The sequence below is a fragment of the Salsuginibacillus kocurii DSM 18087 genome (assembly GCF_000377705.1).
Taxonomy (GTDB): domain Bacteria; phylum Bacillota; class Bacilli; order Bacillales; family Marinococcaceae; genus Salsuginibacillus; species Salsuginibacillus kocurii.
In genome coordinates this window covers 69,967-86,284 of the sequence record NZ_KB898630.1, presented here as the reverse complement: position 1 = coordinate 86,284, position 16,318 = coordinate 69,967, and the positions used below count along the sequence as shown (strand labels likewise).

The 16,318-nt window shown below is 42.7% G+C and carries 15 protein-coding genes; 10 read left to right on the top strand and 5 right to left on the bottom strand.

The genetic code is table 11. The features are described 5' to 3' along the window. Positions 1–155: 155 nt before the first annotated feature. From hemE to hemY, 3 genes are read left to right on the top strand one after another with little or no spacing between them, the layout of a single operon-like run. Positions 156–1,190, top strand: coding sequence for a uroporphyrinogen decarboxylase (gene hemE, locus D469_RS0114825; RefSeq protein WP_018924193.1), 1,035 nt, complete (start codon positions 156–158; stop codon positions 1,188–1,190). Positions 1,191–1,205: 15 nt separating this feature from the next. Beyond that, entirely contained in the window at positions 1,206–2,132 is a 927-nt protein-coding gene (hemH, locus tag D469_RS0114820) for a ferrochelatase (protein ID WP_018924192.1), read from the top strand. A gap of 19 nt (positions 2,133–2,151) precedes the next feature. Continuing rightward, complete coding sequence (gene hemY, locus D469_RS0114815; RefSeq protein WP_018924191.1) at positions 2,152–3,591, top strand: protoporphyrinogen oxidase; 1,440 nt, start codon at positions 2,152–2,154, stop codon at positions 3,589–3,591. Positions 3,592–3,674: 83 nt separating this feature from the next. On the opposite strand, the gene D469_RS0114810 is transcribed toward hemY, so the two are convergent. From D469_RS0114810 to D469_RS0114800, 3 genes are read right to left on the bottom strand one after another with little or no spacing between them, the layout of a single operon-like run. After that, the gene (locus D469_RS0114810; protein WP_018924190.1) at positions 3,675–4,679 is read right to left on the bottom strand and encodes an aliphatic sulfonate ABC transporter substrate-binding protein; all 1,005 of its coding nucleotides are present in this window, start codon (positions 4,677–4,679) and stop codon (positions 3,675–3,677) included. 37 nt (positions 4,680–4,716) lie between these two features. Continuing rightward, positions 4,717–5,484, bottom strand: a complete 768-nt coding sequence (locus tag D469_RS0114805) for an ABC transporter permease (protein ID WP_026286261.1) — start codon at positions 5,482–5,484, stop codon at positions 4,717–4,719. Then, positions 5,417–6,265, bottom strand: a complete 849-nt coding sequence (locus tag D469_RS0114800) for an ABC transporter ATP-binding protein (RefSeq protein ID WP_018924188.1) — start codon at positions 6,263–6,265, stop codon at positions 5,417–5,419. The genes D469_RS0114805 and D469_RS0114800 overlap by 68 nt, the downstream gene beginning before the upstream one ends. A 229-nt stretch (positions 6,266–6,494) precedes the next feature. On the opposite strand from D469_RS0114800, the gene D469_RS0114795 reads away from it, so the two are divergent. From D469_RS0114795 to pheA, 5 genes are all read left to right on the top strand, one after another. Beyond that, positions 6,495–8,126: a methyl-accepting chemotaxis protein gene (locus D469_RS0114795; protein ID WP_018924187.1), complete on the top strand. Its 1,632-nt coding sequence runs from the start codon at positions 6,495–6,497 to the stop codon at positions 8,124–8,126. A 293-nt stretch (positions 8,127–8,419) separates the two neighbouring features. Continuing rightward, a complete protein-coding gene (locus tag D469_RS21300; RefSeq protein ID WP_018924186.1) occupies positions 8,420–8,977 on the top strand; it encodes a Spo0B C-terminal domain-containing protein in 558 nt (185 codons plus the stop codon). A gap of 5 nt (positions 8,978–8,982) precedes the next feature. Continuing rightward, entirely contained in the window at positions 8,983–10,275 is a 1,293-nt protein-coding gene (gene obgE, locus D469_RS0114785; protein ID WP_018924185.1) for a GTPase ObgE, read from the top strand. A gap of 110 nt (positions 10,276–10,385) precedes the next feature. Then, positions 10,386–10,835 (top strand): ACT domain-containing protein, encoded by a 450-nt coding sequence (locus D469_RS0114780; protein WP_018924184.1) that lies wholly within the window; start codon positions 10,386–10,388, stop codon positions 10,833–10,835. Between the two features lie 44 nt (positions 10,836–10,879). Next, entirely contained in the window at positions 10,880–11,779 is a 900-nt protein-coding gene (gene pheA / locus D469_RS0114775; protein ID WP_018924183.1) for a prephenate dehydratase, read from the top strand. Positions 11,780–11,807: 28 nt separating this feature from the next. Here pheA and D469_RS0114770 read toward each other — a convergent pair whose 3' ends face one another. Further along, on the bottom strand, positions 11,808–12,350 hold the full coding sequence (locus D469_RS0114770) for a transcription repressor NadR (RefSeq protein ID WP_018924182.1): 543 nt from the start codon (positions 12,348–12,350) through the stop codon (positions 11,808–11,810). 322 nt (positions 12,351–12,672) lie between these two features. After that, complete coding sequence (locus tag D469_RS0114760) at positions 12,673–13,812, bottom strand: IscS subfamily cysteine desulfurase (RefSeq protein WP_018924180.1); 1,140 nt, start codon at positions 13,810–13,812, stop codon at positions 12,673–12,675. Positions 13,813–13,902: 90 nt separating this feature from the next. Between D469_RS0114760 and D469_RS20510 the strand changes: the two genes are divergently transcribed. Together D469_RS20510 and nadC are read left to right on the top strand one after the other, a co-directional pair. After that, positions 13,903–15,516 (top strand): L-aspartate oxidase, encoded by a 1,614-nt coding sequence (locus tag D469_RS20510; protein ID WP_018924179.1) that lies wholly within the window; start codon positions 13,903–13,905, stop codon positions 15,514–15,516. Further along, positions 15,470–16,312, top strand: coding sequence for a carboxylating nicotinate-nucleotide diphosphorylase (gene nadC / locus D469_RS0114750; RefSeq protein WP_018924178.1), 843 nt, complete (start codon positions 15,470–15,472; stop codon positions 16,310–16,312). Before D469_RS20510 ends, nadC begins: the two co-directional genes overlap by 47 nt. Positions 16,313–16,318 lie beyond the last annotated feature (6 nt).

Genomic DNA, 16,318 nt, shown 5'->3' with positions numbered 1-16,318 from the left:
AATCGATCGTATAGCAATTTTTTGAACGTTCGAGCAGACTACTATACATTCTAATGAATTACGAGTATCGTAATAGGGTAGGATGTGTTAAAAATGGTACGAAGGATGTGCTGTTTTATACATAAGGTCATGCAAGATAAAGGGGTGCCACGATCATGACAAATGAAACATTTAACGATCAGTTTTTAAAAGCTTGTCGGCAGGAGCCGGTGACACACACACCTGTCTGGTATATGCGCCAGGCCGGAAGATCTCAACCAGAATACAGGGCATTGAAAGAAAAGTATTCTCTCTTTGAAATTACTCATGACCCTGAATTGTGCGCGTATGTTACACGCTTACCGGTTGAACAGTATAATAATGATGCTGCCATTTTATATAAAGATATCATGACGCCGTTGCCGGCCATGGGGGTAGATGTAGAAATTAAGTCGGGGATTGGCCCGGTCATTGATAATCCGATACGATCCAAAGCAGATGTTGAGCAGTTAGCTGAACTAAATCCTGAAGAGGATATTTATTATGTGTTAGATACGATCCGTCTTCTCCGGACTCAGCTTTCGGTTCCACTTATTTCATTTAGCGGCGCGCCTTTTACGCTTGCAAGTTATATGGTTGAAGGCGGTCCGTCCAAAAACTATGCGAAGACAAAGGCTATGATGTTTGGTGATGCTGAAACATGGAACTTATTAATGGACAAGCTTGCTGATATGATCATTACGTATGTAAAAAGCCAAATTAAAGCAGGAGCTCAGGCGATTCAGCTGTTTGATTCATGGGTGGGAGCTCTTAGTGTGAAAGATTATCGAGCTTATATAAAACCAACCATGGAAAAGATATGTCAGGAACTGAGAAAAGAAGGCGTTCCACTTATACTTTACGGAGTTGGAGCTTCTCATTTAATCAAAGAGTGGGATGATCTGCCCATTGATGTGATTGGTTTGGACTGGCGGATGAGTGTGCAAGAAGCGAGAGAACTGGGGATTACAAAGACCCTTCAGGGGAATTTGGATCCTACGGTCTTACTGTCTTCATGGGAAGCAATTGAGCGTGAGACGAAATACATTTTAGATCAAGCTAAAGATGACCATGCTTTCATTTTTAACTTAGGGCATGGGGTTTTTCCCGAGATTCAACCCGAGACTCTCGCAAGCGTAACTTCTTTTGTTCATGATTATACACAAAAATAAACGGGGGATTTTTGAATGGCCAAAAAAACAATAGGCTTACTCGTTATGGCTTATGGAACACCTCGAAGCCTGGATGAAGTAAAACCATATTATACGCATATAAGAAGGGGGAGACCGCCAGAGCAAGAAGCTCTTGATGAATTGATTGAGCGGTATGAGGCAATTGGAGGCATTTCACCATTAGCGAGAATTACGGATGAACAAATGCTTGCACTTGAAAATCGATTGAATGAACGGGTAGAAGAGGTGGAGTTTAAAGCATATCTCGGCTTAAAGCACATTGACCCGTTTGTAGAAGATGCGATTCAAGAAATGAAGGATGACGGCATAGAAGAAGCGGTCTCCATTGTCCTGGCTCCACATTTTTCTACTTTCAGTGTGAAATCCTATAATGGAAGAGCCCAGGAAGAAAGTGAACGCATCGGTGGACCAGCCATTTACTCTGTAGAAAGCTGGTATGAGGAAGCTAAATTTATTCAATACTGGGCAGAAAACTTACAGAAAACATTGAATGGCTTAAACGAAGATCAAACTGTCGTGATATTTTCAGCGCACAGTTTACCTGAGAAAATTCTGCAGCACAACGATCCTTACCCTAAACAATTAGAAGAAACAGCTCGTTTGATTAGTGAACAAGCTAATGTAAAACATCGGGCAATTGGCTGGCAGAGTGAGGGGAATACCCCTGACCCTTGGCTGGGACCAGATGTTCAAGACCTTACGAAAGACCTGTATGAAGAAAAAGGATTTACTGAATTTGTATATTGTCCAGTAGGTTTTGTTTCCGATCATTTAGAAGTGCTTTATGATAATGATATTGAGTGTAAAGTCGTAACAGATGAAATCGGAGCTGGTTATCATCGACCAGCGATGCCGAACACGGATTCTTTGTTTATCGATGGCTTAGCTGATAGTGTGTTGCGCCGATTTAAGCATAATTAGAAAAACGAGGTAAATTTATATGAAAATAGCGATTATCGGTGGTGGGATAACAGGTCTCTCTGCCGCCTATTACTTGCAAAAGGAATTACTTGCCCGTGGTCTTTCTGGAGAATATAAATTATTTGAAGCCTCCGCTCAGTTAGGGGGGAAAATACAGACCGATTATACAAATGGATTTGTCCTCGAAAAGGGACCGGATTCATTTCTCGCTCGTAAAACGAGTGCAGCCAAATTGGCCAAAGAAGTCGGCATGGACGATGAGCTCATTTATAATACCAAAGGTCACGCCTATATTTATAAAGATCAAAAATTGCATAACATGCCTGGCGGCGCGATTATGGGGATCCCAACAAAAGTAGCTCCCTTTGCAACCACTTCTTTATTTTCACCGTTTGGTAAATTAAGAGCAGGTGCAGATGTTTTTTTGCCTCGATCTCAATCGGCCAAACAAAATGAAGATCAATCTATAGGGGCTTTTTTTAGAAAGCGGCTGGGTTCTGAAGTGGTCGACCATTTGATTGAACCTCTGCTTTCTGGTATCTATGCTGGAAGAATCGATTCACTTAGCTTACAGGCTACTTTTCCACAATTTGCTCAAATAGAAGAGAAGCATCGTAGTTTAATTTTAGGCATGAGACAGACAATGGCTGAACGCCAAACAGCTACTTCTCAAGAAAAGGACAGCAAACCAAAAGGAATGTTCCAATCACTTAGGAATGGGCTCTCTTCCTTAGTTGAGAGTATTGGCAATCATTTGGACGAAGATGCCTTATATCTAGAGCACGAGCTTGAAGCGGTTACCCCGGCTGAGGAAGGGTCTTATCTGTTGCGGTTTGCTAATGGGCACGAAGAACATTTTGATGAAATTATTATGACAACCCCGCACCCACAAATAGCTAATGCGTTACCTGATATGAAAAATAGTCAGTGGTTTAAGGACATGCCTTCCACATCCGTTGCTACAGTAGCTATGGCCTTAAAAGAAGAGCAACTGCCTTCAGATTTAGATGGGACTGGATTTTTAGTAACAAAAGGGGGTGGCCTGACAATTACTGCCTGCACATATACGCATAAAAAGTGGGAACATGCAGCGCCAGAGGGGTATGCTTTGCTTAGATGTTATGTGGGCCGTCCGGGGGAAGAAGAGATTGTGCACGAATCAGACGAAGCCATTAAACAAACGGTGTTAGCAGATTTAAATCACATTGTGCCTATACACGGAGAGCCTTTGTTTACAAGGGTTACACGCTGGACCAAAGCTATGCCGCAATACTTGGTCGGTCATGTTCAGCAGTTAGCTGCGTTTAGAGAAGAACTAGAAGCAAGGTTCCCGGGGATACATGTTGCAGGAGCGTCATTTGAAGGAATTGGTCTGCCGGATTGTATTTCTCAAGGAGAAAAGGCCGCTCAAGTCGTCGCTGAACGCTGTAATACCCCAGAGGAAATTGGAGCTCCATAATAAGTAAATAGATACAAAAAGCGCCTCAGTAAAAGAGGCGCTTTTTGTATGGTCGTTTATTTAAAAAGATAATGTGCTACATGTTAGTCTTCTAGAGCTTTTTCCATATAAGTGGTATCAACCAGGCCTTCCAAATCTGGCTCTTCCTCAAGGAATGCGAGGTCATAGGAGGCTTGGGCCCAATCTTTCAATGCATCTTCGTGAACTTCTGTACTGATTTGCATCCGGTCCCAGGCATTATAAAGAACGTCATCTGAGAATTCTTGCTGTGAAAGTTCATAAATATATTCATTTACACTTTCAAGCGTTTCATCTGTATTATTCTGGGCAAACTCGACGGATTCTTCATGTGCCTGCAATACATCTTCTACTTTATCTGGGTGTTCTTCAAGGAAATCTTCAGAGGTTACTAACACAACGCTCGGGAGCTCTTCGCCGACAAATACTTCGTCCCATTCTGCCACTACATTTGCATTATATTCTTCAACAAGGTAAGTTCCCCAAGGTTCAGGAGCAGCAGCTGCATCAGTCTCCCCATTTTCAAAACGCATCGTCATAGAAGCAGGATCAATACGTGACTGGTGTTCGACTGTGCCGCCTACACGGTTGGATTCAAGCCCAAGTTCTTGCAGCATAATCTCAAGTTGAACATTATGTGTACAGCCATTACCCGGGGTGCAAAATGACTTGCCATCAAAGTCTTCAAGCTCATGAATGCCAGAGTCTTCAGCCGAAACAATGAGGGTTGCTCCATTTGCTGCTCCACTTAAAATTCTGATGTCCCCGCCGCTTAAATAGTAATTAATAGCAGGGCCAGGGCCAACGTAGCCAATATCAAGGGAACCGGTATCAAGTGCATCGATAAAATCGTTTCCGTTTGGAAAGTGGGTGTATTCTACTTGTGTGTCTCCTAAATGCTCATCAAATATTTCGTTCTGTTTGCCAATCAGCCCGGCTGCATGGTCCAGGTTAGGGAAATAGCCAAGATTAATGCTCTCGTCTCCAGACCCTGAAGAACCCCCTTCACCACACGCTGATGCAAATAAAGTAAGAGAAGCAAGTGCGCCAGTTGCAATCCACTTTTTCAATGTAAAAACTCCTTTTCTGTTTATGAATATATGAAAATTAACTAGACAAACCCCATCTTGAGAAGATTCGTTTTTCAAGCTTTCTAAAGACAAAGTACTCCATGGTCAATCCAATGGTGGCAATAATTACCATGATGCCAATGACTAAGTCCATATTAAAGAAATCGCGGGCATCCATTAACGTTCTCCCTAGGCCACCGGTACCCAAGAGCTCAGCTGCCATTAATGCTCTCCAGCCAAACGCCCACGCTAACCGTGTTGCTGACAGAAACGTTGGTATAGAAGCTGGAATCATTACTTTCCAAATCAGTTCTGGTCCTTTATACCCCATCGTTTGAGCAGCTCTTATGAGAATCGGTTCAACCGATTTGATCCCGACGCGCATGTTGGATATCATCACCCAGGCTCCAGCCATCGCTACTACTGTAACAATTGGTGCTGTACCTGAGCTTTGAAAGATCATGATCATGATTGGCAGCCAAACGATACTTGGAATGGATTGCAGGGCAATCACCAGCGACCCCAGTGTTTCATCTGCTGCTTTGGAACGCGCGAGCCAGATGCCGACAATAGTTCCTACCACTACTGCAATGACAAAGCCTAGTACTATCCGGTAAAAGCTAATAGCAGTGGCGCCTAAGAGGATTTGAGTTTCAAAAAAACCAACATATAATTGCTCCATCGTTCCGAGAAATGAAGGCAGGGATGTTGTTGTGAATTCAACCTGCAAATTTACTCTATATATTGTCTCCCATATCACGATGAGAATGATAAAGAAGAGCACTCTTCTTAGAGTTGTAGTCATCGCCAATTTCCTCCCTCATAACCTTATCTATTTCGACCGCTAGTTTTTTGTTTATTGCTTCTTCTAGTTCAATGAAAGCTGGATCTGAAGGCTTACGAGGACGTTCAAGGTCTACATCAAAGGTTTCTACGATGCGGCCAGGCCGGGTACCCATCAACACAATGCGGTCAGATAAAAGAATCGATTCGCGAATATTATGTGTAACAAATAAAATCGTTTTGCGAGTTTCTTCCCAAATATATTGCACCTCTTGATGAAGCATGGTTCGGGTTTGTTCATCTAAGGCACCAAACGGTTCATCCATTAATAGTACATCAGGATCGAGCGCGAGGGCGCGAGCGATGGCTACCCGCTGTTTCATCCCGCCTGATAGTTCATGTGGGAATGATTGCATGAATTTACTTAAGTGTACTAATTTTAAAAAGTATTCAGCGCGTTCCATCTCTTCTTCAGCAGAGAGCTTCTGCTTTTTTAAGCCAAACCTTACATTATCAAGTACTGATAACCATGGCATAAGAGCCGCTTCTTGAAAAACAACTCCTCTGTCGGGACCTGGTTCTGTAATAGGCTCTCCCCCAGCAGAAACCTTTCCCGCTGTTGCTTGCTCAAGCCCAGCCACAATATTTAACAATGTGGACTTACCACATCCTGAAGGCCCAAGTAATGAAACAAATTCTCCAGCTTCCACATTGAGATCTATATCCTTAAACACGGTAAATGAGTTTTCGTTGTCCTCGTTAACAAACGTTTTTTCTACATTTTCAATTGCTACTTCAGCCATAAAAACACCTCAAGGCATAAGAGTTTATAAAACATATAAATTTAGTCGGAATTATGGTACTTAGTATATGCTTTTCTTTATTAATCTGTCAATAGAAATTTTAATTTAAAGCTTTTCCTTTGTTTAACGACTTTAAAGTAGCATACAAACCAATGGACGGAAAAAATATTTGAAAATTTCCATTAATTTAATATACTTAAGTTGTAGTAAAATTTAAGGGGGGGTCAATTTGGGGACACTAATTCAAAAAAGAGCCGCTGAGCAAGCTTTATCAAAAGTGAAAGCGATTGCAGAAGAATTGGCCGAAAAGATAGAAAATCATGAGGACTTGCTGACGGAACTTGTATACTTTCGGGAATTATTAGATAGTAAGCTGAAACGGGACGAATATTTGCTCATCGTTGATCAGGAAGGGAAAAGCATTATACATACCAACCGGCTGCGAGAAGGGGATTTTTTTCAAGATGAGACAGGATTAAAAGCCGCTACTACTGCTGAACCTCTCCTTCAGGAATATGTACGAAATACGGGAGAAGTGTTAATAGATGCTTCTGCGCCAATTAGTAAAAGTAACAACGGCAAGAGTGTTAATTTGCGACTGGGACGAAGTGTTCAACGTTCTTTTCTAAAACCTGTGTTCACCTCCCTGACTGTATTACCGGCGGTTTCTGCCTTTGTTAGCAGCTTTATATTGACGGGTTCTTGGTCAGCAACATTCATTATAACGGCTACGGTATTTATTGTTACGTTTTTAATATGTTTCTTTTTATATAAGTCAATTACCCAAGCAGTAAGCAGCTGGTATCAAGTGGCGCGCTCTGTATCAGCAGGTGATTTAACGCAGGAAGTTACTGAACATAGGAACAATGATTTTCATCAATTAAGTTTTGAGATGAATAAAGTAGTGCTGGGTATTCGTTCGATCATAGATGAGATGAACGAATCGTCAAGATTTGTTAGACAGGTCAGCAAAAATCAAGAGGAAGAATCTCAGCATTTGTCTGCCACATATCAAGAGACGACAAGCACGTTGGGCCAATTTAGAGATGGTGCTGAAAATCAGTTGAACGCGCTGGGGAATGCAAATCAGCATGTGAAAAAGATGATGAGTGAAGTGAACGATATGCAGCAGGATATCGCTCAGACCCTAACGCAGTCGGAAGGGGCAGAAGAAGCTTCTAAAGGGGGTACAGAAGCAGTGGATAAATCAGCTGAGAAGATGAATGAAATCCAACAAGGGGTAACTGAATCATCTGAACGGTTAGAGCGTGTCTCTGAACAAATGAATGAAATTTTAGGTCAAGTTGCTTCTATTACAGATATAGCAGAGCAGACGAACTTGTTGGCATTGAATGCGTCTATTGAAGCAGCTAGAGCTGGTGAAGCCGGAAAAGGGTTTGCCGTAGTCGCAGCTGAAGTGAGGAAGCTTGCTGAAGCAACAAATTCGTTTAGTACCCAAGTAGTAGAACGATTAGAGCTCGTAAAGAAAGACGTGCAAGGAGCAGTGGAACAAGCCAGCGGTAATGTAGTAAAAATGAATGAAGGGATTGAAACGGTTTCGGTTGCTGGTAATGCTATTCATAAGTTGAGTGAGCTTGTAAGTGAAACCAGGGGCGCTGTGAGAAACAATCACCAATTTGCTGAAGATGTGAAAAGCGAAGGAGCAGAATTAGAGCAAGTTATTGAAGAAATATACAAAATAGCTGAAGATTTTTCAGAGGTGGTGGCTGATACGGCAAAAGGCTTGGAAAGTCAAGAAGAGGTAGTGATGAACTTATCTGAACAAGCAGTAGACTTATCCAATCAGGCTGATCGGCTGCGTACAATGGTCAATCGTTTTCAGTTAAAGCAATCTTCTTAAATTAATGAAAATTTAGTGGATAGAAAATAGGTTAATAAGAAATGAAAGCCAGTTGATATGAGCAGTTACATATCACTGGTTTTTTGATGATTATGCTTATTATAGCTAAAAAAAGCTAGAAAGTTATTGCCACTGCTTCTACCTCAAATATATTTTCATCCTCTACGTGCTTTAAAACTGAAAGTAGCAATGCCGAAATATAAAGCGTGACATAGTTCTACATTAAACCAGGTTTTTCTATCAATGTGGGGTTATGATACAATGTTTGAGAGTTAAAAGGGTATGGTGATCTTTTGGACAATCGGTCGTTGGATGAAAATAAACAAACCGTTGAGATAATTAGATATATAAGACATGAATGGTTAAACCAAGCCCAGCTTTTAAAATCCAATCTGGCGCTTGGAAGGTTGGAAGACGTCGATCGGCTGATTGATGATATGGTCATGAAGGCAAGAAATGAAGGTAGGTTAACTAACCTAAATGCAGTTAAACTTGCTGCATTTTTACTTACTTATAACAGCCGCTCAGATTCGCTTCGGATTGACCTTGACGTTACAGGACCGGTTCATGATCTCAGCCACCTTGATAATTGGTTAGTAAAGGTGGTTAGTCATGTCCTGGAATGTTACAGAAAAGCATTGTCTTATGATGAGGAAGAGCGAGTCCTCGTAAGTATTCAGACTGAACCAGCTCTGGCCGTAGAGTTTGATTGGCAAGGCCAGGGGGTTTCAATTGATACATTTTCACATCTGCTCGATGCAGCTGCAAAACGTGAGCCTCTCCTGTTGGAAGGAGAGCGTGTAATACGTGCAGATGAGATATGGCTTACTGTCCCTTGTAAAAAGGAGTGAAGAAAATGTTTGTAGATCATGTAAAGGTATACGTCAAAGGTGGAGACGGTGGAAACGGTCTTGTTGCATTTCGGAGGGAAAAATATGTTCCGGAAGGAGGACCTGCCGGCGGTGATGGAGGCGACGGCGCTTCAGTCATTTTCCAAGTGGATGAAGGGCTGCGCACCTTGATGGATTTTCGTTATCAGCGTCATTATAAAGCGCCGGCCGGTGAAAATGGTCGTCCAAAAGGCCAGCACGGGAAGAATTCAGCTCATATGGTTGTGGCTGTCCCGCCAGGAACGACGGTAAAAGATGAAGATACAGGCGAGGTGATCGCAGACTTAATTGCTCATGAGCAACAAGCTGTCATCGCCCGAGGCGGGAGAGGGGGTCGTGGGAATACACGATTTGCTTCTTCGGTAAATCCTGCTCCTGAACATGCCGAAAACGGTGAACCAGGGGCTGAGCGTAATATTGTTCTCGAGCTGAAAGTTTTGGCGGATGTCGGCTTTGTCGGCTATCCAAGTGTAGGAAAGTCAACTCTCCTTTCAGTGATTTCTTCGGCCAAACCGAAGATTGCTGATTACCATTTTACTACTTTGCAGCCAAACTTAGGCGTTGTGGCTGTTCCAGACGGAAGAAGCTTTGTGGCTGCTGATTTGCCCGGGCTTTTAGAAGGGGCGCATGAAGGTATAGGTTTAGGTCACCAATTCTTGAGGCATATTGAAAGGACACGAGTGATTGTCCATGTGGTAGATATGTCAGGGATGGAAGGGCGCGACCCATTTGAGGACTACCAGACCATTAATAAAGAACTTCAAGAATATAATCTGCGGCTAATGGAACGGCCTCAAGTCGTTTTAGCAAACAAAATGGACATGCCTGATAGTGAGACGCACTTAGAGCTATTTAAAGAACAGTTGGCAGAACGAGGGGAAGATATCGCAATCTTTCCGGTGTCGGCTATTACAACAGAAGGTTTGGACGCCTGCTTGTTAACTGTGGCTGATTTAGTTGATTCAACGGATGAATTCCCGTTAATGGAAGAGGAAGCTGAAGAAGAGCGGGTTTACTACCGGCATGAAGAAGAAAAGCCGGCATTTATTATTACTCGAGATGATGATGGAGCATTTGTGATTTCCGGTGAAGAAATTGAACGGATGTATAAAATGACAGACATGAATCGAGAAGAATCTGTCCGGCGCTTCACTCGTAAAATGCGAAAAATGGGGATTGAAGATGCATTACGGGAAAAAGGGGCGGAAGATGGAGATATTGTACGCTTATTGAACTTTGAGTTTGAGTTTGTGGAATAACATTTGTTTCCCTGTTCTGCTGAAATGAAGAGCGGAACGTTGTCAAATACAAGAAGCCATCATATAATGGTACAATGAGACAATCTTTCAATCCTCGGTGGTGAGGTATAATGGCTGATCGAATCGATCATTTCTATTTAGTACGTGAAGATATGTTAACCGATGCTATGCAAAAAACATTAGATGCGAAAGCGTTGCTTGAAAGTGGGAAAGTCAAAAAAGTGGCAGATGCGGTTCAAGCTGTAGACTTAAGCCGTAGTGCTTTTTATAAATATAAGGATGCTATTTTCCCCTTTCATACGATGTTAAAAGAACAGATTATTACGCTTTCGATTCATCTAATGGATAAATCGGGAACACTGTCGCGCCTTCTGGGCATCGTAGCTGAAGAAGGTGCTAATGTATTAACTATTAATCAAACAATCCCTTTGCAGGGAAAGGCAAATATTACGGTGACAATTGATACAAGTTCGCTCAACACGGAAATATCAATGCTCATCAAAAGGTTGAAAGAAACCGAAGCTGTGGAACAGGTTGAAATTATAGGCTCAGGTTCTTGAGTTTTGAAAGAGATTGAGGTTATGAGAGAGGAGACGATGTCAGCATGCCATCAGTTGGATATCTAGGCCCACAGGGAACATTTACAGAATTAGCTGTAGATGCAGTGTTTTCTGCTCCAGCAAAACAAGGATTTAAAACGATTCCAGCTGTAATGGACGCCGTCTCAGATGGAACGGTAGAGAGTGCAGTGGTGCCATTAGAGAACGCGATTGAAGGTTCTGTTAATCTTACATTAGATCATTTAATCCATAAAAAAGACTTACCTATTGTTGGAGAAGTTACAGTTCCAATTGAACAGCATTTATTAATAGCTAACGATGAATTGCAGGATTTCGCCAAGATTGAAAAGGTCTATTCGCATCCTCACGCAATCGCTCAATGTCATGAGTTTTTGCAAGAAAATGTGCCTGATGCTGAAATTATTTATATGAATTCAACAGGTGAAGCAGCAAAAAAGATTGAAGAAGAACAAAGCAAGACGGCTGCAGTGATTGCTAATATGCTTGCGGCAAAACTGTATCGTTTAACAGTTGCTCAAGCGAACATTCATGATTATGAACATAACCATACCCGGTTTGTTGTGTTGACAAAGCCCGATCATAAACAGACTCTGTCGTTAAAGGACGGGGGAAAGACGGGGGAGAAGACAACGCTGATGGTGACGTTGCCGTCTGATTATTCAGGAGCTTTGCACCACGTACTATCCGCATTTGCCTGGAGGCGCTTGAATTTATCCAAAATTGAATCCCGTCCGATGAAAACTGGTCTGGGGCATTATTTTTTCGTAATAGATGTTGACCAAGGAATGGATGAGGTATTAATGCCCGGTGTGATTGAAGAGTTAAAAGCATTGCAATGTGGAGTGCGTGTTCTAGGAACATATCCATGCTATACGCTCCAGGCACAAGACTCAAAAAAAGAAGAAACGGCCACCCCTAAATAAGGCAGGCCGTTTCTTCTTTTTTGTGTAATTAAAGCAGAAAACCGTGTTCCTGGAGTTTTTTTTCTACTCTATCCAACGTGTCTTCGCTGGCTGCTTCTACAGTATGTAGATGAACGCCATCCGTTAATTCTGATAATAAAGAGGCTCGTGTCACTTTTAATCGGCTGATAAAGGTTTGCACCTCTTCTACGCTTGAGAGCATCAAAGAAGCCGTTAAGTCACCATAGAGTGGATGTTCAATCATTACATTTTTAACTGTGGCTCCTTCTGAAACCATCAATGTTAATTCTTTTTCGGTGGTGCTAGGCTCCTTGCCATGCTGACAGGCAAAGACCCGCTTCTTTTTTTCCTCTTCTTTTTCCTGCCTCATGAACACATAACCCTGGGATGTAGCAAGGATCGGCAGGTCGCGCGCTTTTAAGATAGAAATATCCTGGACCACTACTTGCCTGCTGACATTTGTAGCTTCGGCTAATTCTTTTCCAGTTAATGGCGCCTCCGAATTCTCCAGCCACTCCTTAATAAACGTACGACGTTTTTCCCCTCTCATTTTATCAGTTTTTGTATTCATACATGAACTCCTCATTTTTTTTATTCAGTCTGTTTTCCCACACAGTGTTTACACTAAAGCTAGAAAAGTAAAAGATCGACTCCAACGGGAAAAAGGCAGCAAAAGGCCCCGCAGGTCGGTGTTCCCGAGGAGGCTCATACGCTCTCCATGGCTAGAAGACACGGGGGGAGAGTAGACCAAGAAGCGAGAGCAGATGCTCTTGTGCCTGTGGTGAAAGCGTCTACCTGGAGCGGAGAACTAAAACCACTATATTGAAAATTTATCTAAGGATTAAGAAGCTGCAGATAGTTTTACAACGCTAGTGATCATAATTCCCTTTTTATTAGAAAAGGTTGGGTTGACCAGCTCGGGTTAAACGGTTAAGCACTTGGCTCACTTTTTCCATTTCGTCTTCAGTAGTAAACCGGCCCATGGTAAGACGGGCTAGTCCATGAGCTTTTTCAGCAGAACAGCCAATAGCTTTCATGGCGTCTGGTGGTGAACTTACTCCAGTTTGGCAAGCACTTCCAGTCCCAATTGAAATATCATGTCGATTTAATTCTAACATGACCCATTGCCCTTCCACACCTTCAATCAAAAAAGCGCTATGATGTGGGAGCCTCATAGTAGAGGAGCCAAGCCACTCAAGGCGATCATTGGTAATGCTTGCCATAAACTTTTTTCGCAAGTGGTGTAAACGACTTGCTTCTTGTTCTCGTAGGTAAACGATTTCTTCAGCAGCTGCGGTAAAACTAAGCGCTGCAGGAACATTTACCGTCCCAGGTCTAAACCCCGATTCATGTGTTCCTCCTTTCAATGGTGGGACCCAACGCACATTCTCTTGAATATAGGCAAGGCCAATCCCTTTAGGCCCATACACTTTATGGGCAGAAAGAGTAAAGGCATCGAGTCCAATCTCTTTAGGAATCGGTAGTCCAATTTTTCCAAACGTTTGCACCCAGTCACTGTGAAATAGGATATGTTTCTTTTTTAATAGCGGACCAATGGATTCAATTGGCTGGATGGTACCTAGGTCTGCACTGGCATGACATATAGAAACTAAGATGGTGTCAGGGCGTAATTCCCCACTTACTGCCTCTTTTGTAACTAACCCTTCTTCATTTATCGGTATCATTGTAATTTCAAACCCTTTTGTTTCTAGAGCGGACATCGCTTGTTTGACAGAGGCGTGTTCAAGTTCGGTTGTTAAAATGTGCCGGCCTTTATGTTTAGCTCCTTCAGCCAGAGCCAGAAGAGTTAATATATTAGCTTCAGAACCGCTGCCAGTAAAGTAAAGTTCATTATAGTTTACATGTGTAATGTTTGCTAAAGACTGTCTTGCTTCTTGAAGGGCCGTTGCAGCCTTATAACCTGTATCATGCAGACTAGAAGCATTGGCGAAAAACTGCTGAGCCGCCTTAGCATAACTATCTACAGCGATGTCAGTCATGGGTGTGGTAGCGCTGTAATCTAAGTAAATCATCGGTTTAGTCCCTACTTTCAGATTTAGTGTTGTCATTAGTTTAATTTTATGTGATTATATATGTCAAGACACATGTAAAGTAGTGATGTTATGAAGGAACTTAAGCTGGAGATGCCAGATATATTAATTATTGGAAGTGGGCTGGCCGGAATTACGGCAGCTCTCTCTATGCCAGAGGACAAATGTATCACCATCGTAAGCAAAGGCTCGTTATGTTCTTCTAATTCTTGGCGCGCGCAAGGAGGTATGGCTGCAGCTCTTGCGAGAACCGACCATTGGAGGTTTCATGAGGAGGATACCTTAAGGGCTGGAGCCTTTCATAACCGAAAAGGTATGGTAAGGGATCTGGTTTCTGAAGCGACAGAGGCGGTTTCTTGGCTTGAGCAGCAAGGGGTGGCGTTTTGTAAGAATGAGAGCAATCAATATCAATTAGGATGTGAAGGTGCTCACAGCCAGCCGCGAATCGTTCACTGCAATGGTGACCAAACTGGCCGAAATATAATGGAACGTCTTAAAACACGGGTGAGCAAGTGTGCAAATATTAAGGTGCAGGACCATACTTCAGTGATCAAGCTGCATGTTTCAACAGGAGAGTGTGAAGGAGCTGATGCGTTAACGGCAAAAGGTGAGTATATACGTTTTTATGCAAAATCAGTCGTATTAGCCACCGGAGGAGCCGGAGCCTTATTTGAAACGACTACGAATCATGCACATGCAACCGGAGATGGGTTGGCCCTAGCCTACCAAGCTGGCGCCCGTCTGGTTGATGTAGAATTTATTCAGTTTCATCCAACTTTGGGTGTAGCTAGTAATAAGGAAGTGTTTCTTATTTCCGAAGCATTACGCGGAGCTGGGGCCAAGCTGGAGACAGCTCGTAAAAAACAGGTAACTAGCCATTTAGAGCATGGGGATCTCTCCAGTCGTGACCAAGTAGCACGTGCCATTTATCAATTACGCGAGCAAGGGGAAAGTGTCTACGTGAATGCGGCCTCTATTCCTAATAAAGAAGCCATGTTCCCTGCCATTTCGGCCTGGTGTCGGGCCCACCATATTTCTATGGAAAAAATACCGGTACAGCCAGGTGCTCACTATATGATGGGCGGGGTTTATGTAAATGAATACGGGGAAACCGACATTTCTCGTTTATTTGCAATTGGTGAAACAGCCTATACCGGGGTACATGGGGCAAATCGGCTGGCAAGCAATTCATTGTTGGAAGCAATTGTAACAGGCCGTAAGATAAGTGAAAGCGTGCATAAGTATTTGCAAAAACCCCTTGCTCCTGCAGTACATGTTCCGGAAACAGCTGTAAACACAGTAGATAGAGAAGGAATGGCCCGGATAAGAAACAAAATGGAATATTCAGCTGGTGTTAAGCGTCTTCCTGCCCAAGTGAATAAAGCCTTACAAGAGCTTGAGAAAGAAACGGCTGACTGGAAGCCACTTTCGGGCGAATATATTGAGAATTCACATGCGCTTACGGCTTGCCAGCTAATCTTAAAAGCGATCCTTGCCCGGCCTGAATCGTTAGGTGCGCATTATGTAGAAGGGAGTCAGAAAGAAGATAAAGGGGATTATTGGCTGATTCACTCAAAATATTGTGATCAACCATATAAAGTGAACGATATGCCCTTAGTGGAAAGAAAGGTGGTCAATAATGAACGTTCTGCAACTCAAAAACGACCTGCATCATTTTCTATGTGAAGATTTAGGGTATGGCGACCGGTCAATCGCAGCTTTTGAAGATCCTGAGTCCAGGAGGACTGGGTATTTGAAAGCTAAAGAAAGTGGAGTTTTCGTAGGCAGGCAAGTGATAGTAGAAGGCTATAAGCTCATCGACCCAAGTATCCTTGTAGAAATGAAGGTCGTCGATGGTGAAAGGGTTGCAGCAGGAGAGGTAATAGCTGTAGTGAAAGGACCGCTTTCTGCTCTGTTGGCAGCTGAGCGCGTACTATTAAATCTAGTGCAGCGCATGAGTGGAATTGCTACCTTGACAACACGGGCGGTTCGAGAATTAGAAGGGGGGACGACTTGTATTACTGATACGAGAAAAACTACCCCAGGTTTGCGGATGTATGAAAAGTATGCCGTGCAATGCGGCGGAGGTGTCAATCATCGCTTTAATCTTCATGAGTTAATTATGTTAAAAGAAAATCATATAACGGGTGCAGGGGGGATCACAGAAGCTGTACAACGTGTAAAGCAAAATGCCGGATTTACTGTGAAAATTGAAGTAGAAACGACGAATGAAGAAGAAATGATGGAAGCACTTGAAGCAGGCGTAGATATCATCATGTTTGACAACATGGAACCTGAAGAGGTGCACGCCTTAGTGCCTAAGGTACCCGAATCAATTGTTACAGAAATATCAGGCGGAATGACAATTGAACAATTAAGGCGTTATAAAATGTGTGGAGCTGATTACATATCGATGGGAAGTCTTACCCATTCCCCTTCTTCACTTGATATTAGTTTTTTATTGAAGACCACTGAAAGGTAGTGAAAT